General features: G+C 37.6%; 13 protein-coding genes. 12 read left to right on the forward strand and 1 reads right to left on the reverse strand.

Annotated features, from left to right (window positions below):
* Nucleotides 1-91: 91 nt before the first annotated feature.
* The gene (locus tag ACRD7B_RS11785) at nt 92-784 is read right to left on the reverse strand and encodes a TetR/AcrR family transcriptional regulator (protein WP_430824764.1); all 693 of its coding nucleotides are present in this window, start codon (nt 782-784) and stop codon (nt 92-94) included.
* 186 nt (nt 785-970) lie between these two features.
* On the opposite strand from ACRD7B_RS11785, the gene ACRD7B_RS11790 reads away from it, so the two are divergent.
* From ACRD7B_RS11790 to ACRD7B_RS11845, 12 genes are all read left to right on the forward strand, one after another.
* Nucleotides 971-2,569 carry a SulP family inorganic anion transporter gene (locus tag ACRD7B_RS11790; protein ID WP_430824765.1) on the forward strand — a complete coding sequence of 533 codons (1,599 nt, stop codon included), beginning with the start codon at nt 971-973 and terminating at the stop codon, nt 2,567-2,569.
* A 39-nt stretch (nt 2,570-2,608) separates the two neighbouring features.
* The gene (locus tag ACRD7B_RS11795) at nt 2,609-3,235 is read left to right on the forward strand and encodes a carbonic anhydrase family protein (protein WP_430824766.1); all 627 of its coding nucleotides are present in this window, start codon (nt 2,609-2,611) and stop codon (nt 3,233-3,235) included.
* 437 nt (nt 3,236-3,672) lie between these two features.
* Entirely contained in the window at nt 3,673-5,088 is a 1,416-nt protein-coding gene (locus ACRD7B_RS11800; RefSeq protein ID WP_430824767.1) for an anthranilate synthase component I family protein, read from the forward strand.
* A 45-nt stretch (nt 5,089-5,133) separates the two neighbouring features.
* Nucleotides 5,134-5,703, forward strand: a complete 570-nt coding sequence (locus ACRD7B_RS11805) for an anthranilate synthase component II (RefSeq protein WP_430824768.1) — start codon at nt 5,134-5,136, stop codon at nt 5,701-5,703.
* Nucleotides 5,704-5,737: 34 nt separating this feature from the next.
* Nucleotides 5,738-6,757, forward strand: a complete 1,020-nt coding sequence (trpD, locus tag ACRD7B_RS11810) for an anthranilate phosphoribosyltransferase (RefSeq protein ID WP_430824769.1) — start codon at nt 5,738-5,740, stop codon at nt 6,755-6,757.
* Nucleotides 6,758-6,768: 11 nt separating this feature from the next.
* Nucleotides 6,769-7,569 (forward strand): indole-3-glycerol phosphate synthase TrpC, encoded by an 801-nt coding sequence (gene trpC / locus ACRD7B_RS11815; protein WP_430824770.1) that lies wholly within the window; start codon nt 6,769-6,771, stop codon nt 7,567-7,569.
* Between the two features lie 3 nt (nt 7,570-7,572).
* Nucleotides 7,573-8,211, forward strand: coding sequence for a phosphoribosylanthranilate isomerase (locus ACRD7B_RS11820; RefSeq protein ID WP_430824771.1), 639 nt, complete (start codon nt 7,573-7,575; stop codon nt 8,209-8,211).
* Nucleotides 8,212-8,231: 20 nt separating this feature from the next.
* Nucleotides 8,232-9,425 (forward strand): tryptophan synthase subunit beta, encoded by a 1,194-nt coding sequence (gene trpB, locus ACRD7B_RS11825; protein ID WP_430824772.1) that lies wholly within the window; start codon nt 8,232-8,234, stop codon nt 9,423-9,425.
* Between the two features lie 58 nt (nt 9,426-9,483).
* Nucleotides 9,484-10,260: a tryptophan synthase subunit alpha gene (trpA, locus tag ACRD7B_RS11830; RefSeq protein WP_430824773.1), complete on the forward strand. Its 777-nt coding sequence runs from the start codon at nt 9,484-9,486 to the stop codon at nt 10,258-10,260.
* Nucleotides 10,261-10,270: 10 nt separating this feature from the next.
* Nucleotides 10,271-11,128, forward strand: coding sequence for a formyltetrahydrofolate deformylase (purU, locus tag ACRD7B_RS11835; RefSeq protein WP_430824774.1), 858 nt, complete (start codon nt 10,271-10,273; stop codon nt 11,126-11,128).
* Between the two features lie 47 nt (nt 11,129-11,175).
* Nucleotides 11,176-11,697: a peroxiredoxin family protein gene (locus tag ACRD7B_RS11840; RefSeq protein WP_430824775.1), complete on the forward strand. Its 522-nt coding sequence runs from the start codon at nt 11,176-11,178 to the stop codon at nt 11,695-11,697.
* Between the two features lie 85 nt (nt 11,698-11,782).
* Nucleotides 11,783-12,112: a four helix bundle protein gene (locus ACRD7B_RS11845; RefSeq protein ID WP_430824854.1), complete on the forward strand. Its 330-nt coding sequence runs from the start codon at nt 11,783-11,785 to the stop codon at nt 12,110-12,112.

Consider the following 12,112-nt stretch of genomic DNA (forward strand, 5'->3'; position numbering starts at 1 on the left):
GGCAAAAGTGCCTGTTTTCGGGGTTTTATTATACCATTAAGATAGTGATAATTATTTAATTATCAAAGATATATACCACTTAAGAATATGCCTAATTATGTGAGCTTTTGTAGCCCAATAATGTAGATGTGAAATAAGCTAACATTCTTTTAACCTGGTCATAATCATTCTCTGAAATACTAATGTCGGTAAGTCTAGGCAAGTGTAAAGCAAAGTAGCTATGGTTATTTGCCATCTCAAATAAATTACTAGCCAGGGTATGGGGATAAGGAAATTCTGGGTTAACATCTGCCATCACTACGGCTACCTTTTCGGTTAACTCTTTGTAATTGGTGAAAAAACCATGCTTGTTATCTTTGTCTACTTCCTTAGTGTGATAAGCTTTTGATGCCTCTGCAATTACTAAACGGTGCAATATGCTTTCGTTCACATATTCAATGGCCGGATTCTCTCTATAAGCATATACCAGTTTTTCAATAATTATATCTAACTTCTTTTCAGGTTCAGAAATATTCAAGGTATTAATATCGATTAAATAACTAACCCACTCCCAGTACCAGGAAATTAGATATATCAGTAATAGGTGTTTATTCTCAAAATACCTATAAATGGATGCTTCGGTTGATTGCATTTGTTTGGCTAGCTTTTTAAATGTAAAAGCTTCAAAGCCCAATTCGTCAATTAAAATAATACTGTGTTTAATTATATTCTGACCCAGACTGGTTTCTTGTGGATCGCGTAAATACAGTTTGCTGTTTAGATTTATTTTAATTCCAATTGACATGGTGATGATATTTTTTTTACAAAAATAGGGAAATTAGAAAACAAAATTGTGATTTCTGTGTTTTAGTTATGCAAATATTAATAATAGTATTGCTATTATGAAGAAAAGTAATAGTTTTGCAGTGTTTGATTTTCATATTTCTTTTGAATTGGAGACAGAGAAATGTGTTTTTTAAAATTTTAAGAAATGAGCGTGAAAGAGAAAGTAGGATTATTTAGTAGCTTGAAGCAAGACATACCAGCTTCGATAGTGGTTTTTTTGGTAGCAGTACCTTTGTGTTTGGGAATTGCATTGGCTTCTGGAGCCCCTCTTTTTGCAGGTATTATTGCAGGTATTATTGGGGGTATTGTTGTTGGAGCAGTAAGTGGATCGCAATTAGGAGTTAGTGGTCCGGCAGCGGGCTTAGCTGTAATTGTATTGTCTGCTATTACCGAACTTGGTGCATTTGAAGCCTTTTTATTGGCGGTAGTTGTAAGTGGTGTTTTTCAAGTGATTTTAGGATATGCCAAGGCAGGTATCATCGGTTATTATTTTCCGTCATCTGTAATTAAAGGAATGCTTTCGGGTATAGGTATTATCATTATTTTAAAGCAGATTCCTCATGCAGTTGGTTATAATAAAGATTACGAAGGGAGTTTGTCTTTTTCGCAACCCGATGGTCATAATACCTTGACTGAGTTGTTTTATATGTTCGAAGCTATAAGTCCGGGAGCTATCATTATTACTGCTCTATCAATGATTGTTTTGATTTTATGGGAGCGTCCATTCATGAAAAAGATAAAGGCTTTTAGTATAATTCAAGGCCCACTTGTTGTTGTAACTTTAGGTATTGTATTAAATCTTATTTTCCAAGGCATACCTTCTTTGACTTTGAATTCGGAGCAAATAGTTGCACTTCCAGTAGCAGGTAGTATTTCTGGCTTTTTCAGTCAGTTTACCTTACCCGATTTTTCTCAAATAATGAATCCATCTATTTGGATTGTAGGTGCTACTATTGCCATTGTGGGAAGTATGGAAACGCTGCTTTGTTTGGAAGCAACGGATAAATTGGATCCTCAAAAGCGTGTGACTCCGGTGAATCTTGAGTTAAAAGCACAAGGTATTGGTAATATACTGTCGGGCTTAATTGGTGGTTTGCCTATTACTCAGGTTATTGTGCGAAGCTCTACAAATATTCAATCGGGTGGGCGAACAAAAATGTCAGCCATACTACATGGTGTAATAATGTTATTGTGTGCAATGGCTATTCCAAACGTTCTTAATTTAATTCCTTTAGCAAGTTTGGCTGCCATTTTATTTATAGTAGGTTACAAATTGGCAAAGCCAGTTGTATTTAAGCAAATGTATAAATTAGGTATTTCGCATTTTGCACCTTTCATGGTTACTATTATTGGAATTGTTTTTACCGATTTATTGATAGGTATTATTTTAGGTTTGGTTGTGGCTGTGATGTACATACTCTATAATAATTTTAAGAAACCATTTTTATTCGAAACTGATGAGCATTTGAAAGATGGAGTTTTGCATTTGGCTTTAGCCGAAGACGTGACTTTTATAAATAAAGCCAGTATCTTGAATACTTTAAGTCAAATTCCTAATGGAACAAAAGTTGTTATTGATGCATCAAAAACCATTAACATCGATCAGGATGTGATAGAAATTATACGCGAATTTGAAACGGGAGCCACATTCCGCGATATAGATTTGAAAGTTATTAAACGAAAGAAAAGAGGAGTTACGAATCAGCGTAAGGTGGTTGAAGATTTGCTTAATAAAGCTGTTTAAATAGCTGGTTATTAGTTAATACTTTTAAAAGATAATGATATGGAGCAGACAAAAACAAAAGAATTACAGGAGCAAATAACTCCGGCCAAAGCCATTGAGTTGTTAAAGGAAGGCAATGATCGATTTATTAACTCTAGTCGATTGGAACGTAATTTATTGGAGCAGGTTGAACAAACGGCAAAAGGGCAGTATCCTTTTGCGGCCATTGTGAGTTGTATTGATTCGCGTATTCCAACGGAGGTCGTTTTTGATCAGGGAATTGGTGATGTTTTTAATGCACGCGTGGCTGGTAATATTGTGAATGAAGATATATTAGGCAGTCTCGAGTTTGCTTGTAAACTAGCAGGTTCAAAAGCCATAGTTGTATTAGGTCATACCTCGTGTGGTGCGGTTAAAGGTGCTTGTGATGATGCGAAATTAGGTAACTTAACATTGTTGTTAGATAAGCTAAAGCCTGCTGTTGATGGTGTGCCGACATCCCAAGGAGTTGTGAGAAATTCGACTAACGCTGCTTTTGTTGATGCGGTTTCGCTTAAAAACGTTGAGCTAACTATTGCAAACATTAAGGAGAAAAGTCCTGTTTTAAACGAGATGTTTGATAAAGGAGAGATTGATATCGTAGGAGCGATGTACGATGTTAAAACTGGTAAGACTGTATTTGGTTAATTTATACTCCTTGGTGTAGGTAGTTGCGATCACCTATGCCAATTTTTATTTTGATGTTAGAATGGTTTACGCTCTTGATAGGCTTCAAGCGTAAACCATTTTTTTTACTCTTCATTCTATATTTGCATTCAAACACTAGTGGCATACTATTAAATTGATGATTTTTGTTTGCTTTTTTGATAATATTGTCACTTTTTCCATTAAAAGTTTATAAAAATGCAAAAGTGTACTTGGATTTCTAAATTATTATTTCAAATATTTGTGACCATATAAAAACAGAAGAATGAATTTGATTTTGAACAATACAGGTTGGTGGCATCATTTAACACTTTCAACAAAGAGTTGAGGGCTCTAGCCGTATATCTATAATATTCAAAGAAGGCTTACCTAACTCAAGGTAAGCCTTCTTTTTTTTAAACAATACTTAGTACCAAACCATGGAAACAAAAAATATAAAATGCATTGCTACTCAAATCCCCGCTAATGTTGCGGATGTAACAACCCCTGTGAGTTTATACTTAAAGTTGAGAGATGTATACCCTAATACAATATTGCTTGAAAGTAGTGACTACCATGGCAATAGTAATTCGATGTCGTTTATTTGCTTTAATCCACTTTATGAATTTATTGCTGATAAGGGTGAAGTGATGTATGGAGACGCACATAAAGAGTTGGAGCGAATTCCAGTTTCAAAAGAAGAGAATGTTCCTGCCTTACTCGATGCTTTCATCAAAAGTTTTAAAGTTGATAAAAAAGAATGTTCATTGAAAATTAATGGACTGTTTGGCTACACCACTTTCGATGCAGTCCAGTATTTCGATACTTTAAACTTTCAAGCTCCTGTGAAGGATGCGCACTCCATACCTGAAATGCGTTATACCTTTTTTAGGTACATTATTGCCTTTAACCACTTCAGCAACCAGTTGCATTTAATTGAAAATCTTGGAGAAGGAGAAACATCTAATAGTTCAACGGTAATTGAATCGCTTTATAACCGTACTATTCCTGCGTTTCAATTTGTTCCTTCCGACAATGAAGAGTCGAATTTGACAGATGAGGAATACATGAAGATGGTGACCAAAGGTAAGGAACACTGTTTCAGAGGCGATGTATTTCAGATTGTACTGTCACGACAATTTAAGCAAACTTTTAAAGGCGACGAATTTAATGTCTACCGTGCTCTGCGTAACATTAATCCTTCGCCATATTTATTTTATTTCGATTATGGTGGGTATAAAATATTTGGATCTTCGCCAGAGGCTCAACTCATAATTGATAACAATGTTGCGACTATTAATCCTATTGCCGGAACTTTTAAGCGTACTGGAGATGATGTTAAGGATCAGGAGTTGGCCATCCAATTAAGTAAGGATGAGAAAGAAAATGCTGAACATGTAATGTTGGTTGATCTGGCACGAAACGACTTAAGTCGAAATTGTGCAGGCGTTAAGGTGAATACTTACAAAGAGGTGCAGTATTATTCACATGTCTTACATTTAGTTTCTGATGTAAGCGGCGAATTGCAGGCTGGTTCCATCGCATCACGTGTAATGGCCGATACTTTTCCGGCAGGTACATTATCAGGTGCGCCAAAATACAAGGCTATGCAATTGATTGATGGTATCGAAAACCAAAATCGTGGTTACTACGGAGGTTGTATTGGTAACATTGGTTTAGATGGAAGTTTTAATCAAGCCATCATGATTCGTTCATTTTTGAGTAAGCACAATACCTTATTTTATCAGGCTGGAGCCGGAGTGGTGAGTGAGTCGAAAGAAGAAAATGAATTGGCTGAAGTGAATAATAAATTGGGTGCTTTGAAGAAAGCCATTGAAACAGCCAAAGATTTTTAGCAAATTACAGAATATAAGGCACTATTACATATAGAAACTATACAGATGAAGATATTAATATTAGATAATTACGATTCGTTCACCTATAATTTAGTCCATTATGTGGAAGAGCTTGTGAATGAAAAAGTTGATGTTTATCGTAACGATGAAATCAGCATAGCTGAAGTTGGTAAATACGATAAGATTCTTTTGTCACCCGGTCCAGGTATACCCGATGAAGCTGGAATTTTAAAAGAGCTGATAAAAACTTATCTGCCGAGCAAAAGCATACTTGGTGTTTGCCTTGGTTGTCAAGCTATTGCCGAAGTGTGTGGTGGAAGTATCCGTAACATGAATCAGGTTTTTCATGGTGTTGCCACGCCAGTAAAAGTATTAAGTCGTGATGAGTATTTATTCGACACTTTGCCCGATAGTTTTTTAGCTGGGCGTTATCATAGTTGGGTGGTAAACGAGGAAGATTTACCTAATGAATTGGAGATTACTTCGAAGGATGAAGCGGGGCAGATAATGGGATTACGTCATAAAGCCAATGATGTGCGAGGCGTTCAGTTTCATCCTGAATCGGTATTGACCGAACATGGAAAGAAGATGATCGAGAACTGGTTAAAGAATTAAAAAAATATACTAACGGATGACATCTCTTTGATAGATGTCATCCATAGCTGATTACACCATGATTAAGACCTTACTAAAAGAATTATTTAACCACAAAACTTTATCACGTCAGCAAGCCAGAGACGTGTTGGTGAATATTGCCAAAGAATCCTACAACCAATCCGAAGTAGTTGCTTTTTTAACGGTATTCATGATGCGCCCGGTAACGGTTGAAGAGTTATCGGGTTTTCGCGATGCTTTACTTGAATTATGTCAGCGAATTGATTTGAGTGATTTCAATACCATCGATATGTGTGGCACAGGTGGTGATGGTAAAAATACTTTCAATGTCTCCACATTAGCTTCACTTGTAGTAGCTGGTGCAGGAGCAAAGGTTTCGAAGCACGGCAACTATGGTGTTTCATCATCATGTGGGTCGTCAAATGTGATGGAGTATTTGGGTTATCAATTCACCAGCGATGCTGATCAGCTCAGAAGACAGTTAGATGAAGCTAATATTTGCTTTTTACACGCACCACTTTTTCATCCTGCCATGAAAGCGGTTGGACCTATCCGTAAGCAGTTGGGACTTAAAACCTTCTTTAATATGTTAGGGCCGATGGTGAATCCATCATTTCCACAGAACCAATTGGTGGGTGTATTCAGTGTTGAGTTGGCTCGGATCTACCAATACATCTATCAGCAAACGGACAAAAATTACTCAATTGTTCATGCCTTAGATGGTTATGATGAAATTTCCTTGACTGGCGATTTTAAATCCATCACACAAAACGGCGAAACTATTTATGCACCCTCAGATTTTGGTATGAACACCGTTCGGCCAGAAGAGATTTTTGGAGGCGATACGGTTCCACAAGCTGCTGAAATATTTGTTCAAATTCTGGAAGGTAAAGGTACCGATGCTCAAAACAATGTGGTGTTAGCCAATGCGGCTTTAGCGCTTCAATGTTATTATCCTGAAAAGACTATAGAACAAACTATTCTAGATGCCCGACAATCTTTATTAGATGGCAAGGCAGCTGGTGTATTAGCCAAATTACTTTCCATAGCCTAAAGAAAAATACAATGACCATTCTAGATAAAATAATCGTACAGAAACGAAAAGAAGTGGAAGCTGCAAAAGCTAAGGTTTCCATTAAAGAGTTAATGTACTATCGCGATTTCAACGAACAAGTTCCGTCCTTAAAAGCCTTTTTGAGTGATCCACTGAAGTCGGGCGTAATATGCGAATTTAAGCGTCAGTCGCCTTCAAAGGGTGTTATCAACGGAGCTGTTCAGGTTGCCGATGTGGTTAAGGGCTATGAGAAAGCTGGCGCTTCGGCGCTTTCAGTCTTGACTGATACACAGTTTTTTGGAGGCACAAACGATGATTTAACCATCGCCCGTCGTAGCACAAGTATTCCAATTCTGCGTAAGGATTTCATTATCGACCCTTATCAATTATACGAGGCTAAAGCAATTGGTGCAAGTGCGATACTCTTAATTGCCGCTTGTTTAGATGTAAACGAAGCCAAAGAGTTGGGTGCTATGGCGAATTATTTAGGACTCGAGGTGTTGATGGAACTACATGGCGAAGATGAGTTGGAAAAGCTAAATGCTTTTGTGGATGTGGTTGGTATCAATAATAGGAACCTTAAAACTTTTGAGGTTAATTTGCAGCATTCTGTTGAGTTGGCACAACGTTTACCAAAAAATAAAATTCGCATTTCGGAAAGTGGTATTCATTCTAAAGAAGATGTCTTTTTCTTGCGTCAAAATGGTTTTGATGGCTTCTTAATTGGAGAGAATTTCATGAAGACAGAGGATCCGGGACAGGCTTGCATCGACTTTTGTAAGAGTATTCGTGTTGAATCGCTTATCTCATAACTTATGAAAGCAATTCCTCAAATAAAGGTTTGTGGCATGCGCGATGCCAATAATATAAATGAGCTTGTGGCGCTTAAGCCTGATTACCTTGGATTCATCTTTTACGAGAAGTCACCGCGTTTTATTGCTGATTATCCGGCTGTTGATATTCCTAATTCAATAAGAAAGGTAGGTGTTTTCGTGAATGCTTCAGAACGATATATCCAAGAAATGAAGGTACGTTTTGGTTTGGATGTATTGCAATTACATGGTGATGAATCGCCAGAGCTGTGTTATATTCTAAAGCAAAGTGGAGCACAAGTGATGAAGGTGTTTCGCATAAATGAAGATTTCAACTTTGATTTAACACGTTGTTACGAAGACTATGTCGATTATTTCTTATTTGATACAGCTACCAAAGCCTATGGAGGTAGTGGAAAGAAATTTAATTGGCAATTGTTGAAAAGCTATAATCAGGCACGGCCAATCTTTTTGAGTGGAGGCATTGGATCCAATGACGCTGAGGAACTTCGACAATTAGAAGGATTAAATATTAAAGCCATCGATATCAATAGCAAATTTGAATCAGCTCCGGGATTGAAAGAAATTGAGAAGTTGAGAGTTTTCATGAGTGAATTGCGTGCAAGTAGCGTAATGCAGTAATACGAATTTATTAGATAGTTATGAGTAAAAAAAATAAATATCAGGTTGACGAAAAAGGCATGTATGGCCGATTTGGTGGTGCGTTTATACCTGAAATGTTGTATCCCAACATTGAGAATCTGAAAACGGTTTATCTGGATATAATTAATTCAGAGGCCTTTCAGAATGAGTATAAAGCTCTATTAAAAGATTACGTAGGCCGGCCTTCGCCCTTGTATTATGCCAAACGTTTATCTGAAAAGTATAATACACAAGTTTACCTGAAGCGTGAGGATTTGAATCATACGGGCGCCCATAAAATTAATAATACGGTCGGGCAGATTTTGATTGCCAAACACATGGGTAAAGATCGCATCATTGCTGAAACTGGTGCTGGGCAACACGGTGTTGCAACTGCTACAGCCTGTGCCTTGATGGGCTTACAGTGTGTGGTGTACATGGGGGAAGTTGATATTGAGCGCCAGGCGCCAAATGTAGCTCGAATGAAGATGCTGGGTGCTGAAGTGGTGGCAGCCAAGTCGGGGAGTAAAACCTTGAAGGATGCAACTAACGAGGCATTGCGCGATTGGATATGTAATCCTGAAGATACTTTCTATTTGATTGGTTCGGTTGTAGGGCCACATCCTTACCCTGATATGGTGGCGCGTTTGCAAGCTATTATCAGCGAAGAAATAAAATGGCAGATAAAGGAGAAAACGGACAAAGATTATCCTGATTATGTAATTGCGTGTGTTGGAGGTGGTAGTAATGCGGCGGGATCATTTTATCATTTTTTGGATGATGAACGCGTTAGTTTAGTTGCCGTTGAAGCATCAGGTATGGGGGTTGATTCGGGTGAAACAGCTGCTACAATTGCCTTGGGCGATTTGGGTATTATCCACGGGAGCAAAACCTTTTTGATGCAAAGTGATGATGGCCAAATAACGGAGCCCTATTCCATTTCTGCTGGATTGGATTATCCAGGTATTGGCCCTCAGCATGCTCATTTGCACGATACCAAAAGAGGTTCTTTCATCTCCGCTACGGATGCAGATGCATTGGAAGCTGCCAAAGAGCTTACGCAATTGGAAGGCATTATCCCGGCACTTGAGTCAGCTCATGCATTATCAGCCCTTAGTAAAATGAGTTTTAAGAAAGATGATTCTGTGGTAATAACAGTATCAGGTCGCGGCGATAAAGACATGGCGACATATATGAATCGTTTTGGTTTTTAATTTTTGCTAGCAGCTACCCCGATAATTATCGGGGGCTGAAAGCTAACAGCTTATTGATATGAAAAGAATACAGAAACTCTTACAAGAGAAAAAAGATATATTTTCGGTTTATTATACGGCAGGTTATCCAAACTTGGATGATACCATGCCGATATTAAATGCTTTGCAAAAAGCTGGATGCGATTTGGTAGAAATTGGTATGCCTTTTTCCGATCCTTTAGCCGATGGTCCAACCATTCAGCATAGCAGTGAACAAGCCTTGGAGAATGGGATGAGTATTAATTTGTTGTTTGAACAGATTAAGGAATTACGCCCAAGCATCACTATGCCAATCGTTCTGATGGGTTATATTAATCCCGTATTTAAATACGGTGTTGAGGCTTTTATAAGTAAATGTCAGGAGGTTGGCGTTGATGGTGTGATTTTGCCGGATTTACCTTTTGATGAGTACCACGAAAAGTATCAGACTTTATTTGAAGAAGCTGGTATTGCCAATACCTTTTTAATAACGCCACAAACTCCTAATGAACGCATTCAATTGATTGATGCCAACAGTAATGGCTTCATTTACATGGTTTCTTCATCGGCCGTCACAGGTGCTAAATCTGGTTTATCAGATGAACAACTGGATTACTTCAATAGGGTCAACTCTTTGGATTTGAATACGCCCCGAATCATTGGTTTTGGGATAAGTAATCAATCTACCTTTGAAACGGCCTGTCAATATGCATCAGGTGCTATAGTGGGAAGTGCATTTGTCAAACTTTTGAAAGAAAAGGGTGCGGATGAATCGGCGATCAACGATTTTGTGAAAGATATAAAACGAAACAATTAGTAAAAAAGGAATGAGAGAAACAGCCATATTACGAATTCACTGCCCCGATCAAAGAGGAATTGTTGCCAAGGTTACCGATTTTATTCATCGCCACAATGGCAACGTATTGTATCTCGATCAGCATACAGATAGGAGTGAGGAGCGCTTTTTCATGCGAGTGGAGTGGGATATGGAAGCGTTTGGTATTGCTGAGGAAGCGCTTAAGGAAGTAATTGCTGCAGAAATTGCTGAGCCAATGGAGATGACTTGGTCATTGAAATTTTCGCATCAGGTGCCACGAATGGCTATATTCGTTTCGCGTGCATCCCATTGTTTATACGATTTACTTGCTCGTTATAGCGCCGGTGAGTTGAATGTGGATATTCCATTAATCATCAGTAATCACAAGGATTTGGAACATGTTGCCAGGCAATTTAATTTGCTTTTTTATCACATACCAGTCACAAAAGATAACAAGGTAGAGGTGGAAAAAGAGCAGCTTAAGCTCTTAAAAGAGAAATCAGTTGATTTCATTGTGCTGGCACGTTATATGCAAATATTGTCCAGTTCGTTTAATGACTTATACCCAAATCGAATCATTAATATCCATCACTCATTTTTACCAGCTTTTGCAGGAGCCAAACCTTATCATGCCGCACATTCACGAGGGGTGAAGTTAATAGGCGCAACAGGGCATTATGTTACTTCCGATTTGGATGCAGGTCCAATAATAGAGCAAGATGTTATTAAGATTTCGCATCATGATACAGTAAAATCATTGGTTCAAAAAGGTAAAGACATTGAGAAAATTGTACTTTCGAGAGCTGTTCAGGCACACATCGATCGTAAAACGCTGGTGTATAAAAATAAAACAATCATATTCGATTAGTTTCTGATTACCCAATCAATGGAACTAATTATTAAAATTTTTAAAACATGACTAAGTATCTTTTATTGCTATCCGTATTATTTCTCTCATTTACATGTCAAGCTCAATCTAAAGCTGACGACCGTGGTTACATTGTAAAAGTAGGTGATATGGCACCCGATTTTAAAATGACTTTAACCGATGGAACTAAAGTCAAACTGTCTGACTTAAAAGGTAGCGTTGTAATGCTTCAGTTTACCGCTAGTTGGTGTGGTGTATGTCGTAAAGAGATGCCACACATTGAGAAAGATATTTGGCAGGCATATAAAGATAAGGGATTAAAATTGTATGGAGTTGATCGTGATGAACCCGTTGAGAAAGCAATGCAATTAAAGGAATCAACTAAGGTAACTTATGATATAGGTTTAGACCCTGGCGCTGATATCTTTGGCTTATTTGCCGATAAAAAATCAGGTGTCACTCGTAATGTACTGATTGATAAAGAAGGAAAGATAATTTTTTTAACGCGACTATTTAATAAGGAGGAGTTTGGAGAATTGGTAGATAGGATTGGAGAGGAGTTAGAGTAGTCCGAAGTATTTAGTCCGAAGTCCAAAGTAATGATTTGTAGAATTACATTTAAATCTAATCCAATATGAAAACATTCAAGAGTTAATAGTTTGGCAGAAGTCAATGGGTTTAGTTACAAAGATTTATGAAGAAACTAAGATTTTTCCTGCTGAGGAAAAATTTGGTCTGACAAATCAAATAAGGAGAGCTTCGGTATCAATTCCATCAAATATTGCCGAAGGATTTGGGAGAAAGTCAGATGGTGATTTCGCAAGGTTTATATCGATAGCTATGGGGTCTAATTATGAAGTTCAAACACAATTGGAGATTGCGAGAAATGTTGGTTTTATGGATGATGAGAAACTCATTTTATTGATAGAGAGCTTGGAAGAAATAGATAAAATGCTAAAAGGATTAAGAGCCAAATTGAAATAA

This window comes from Carboxylicivirga fragile, assembly GCF_050589805.1.
Classification (GTDB): domain Bacteria; phylum Bacteroidota; class Bacteroidia; order Bacteroidales; family Marinilabiliaceae; genus Carboxylicivirga; species Carboxylicivirga fragile.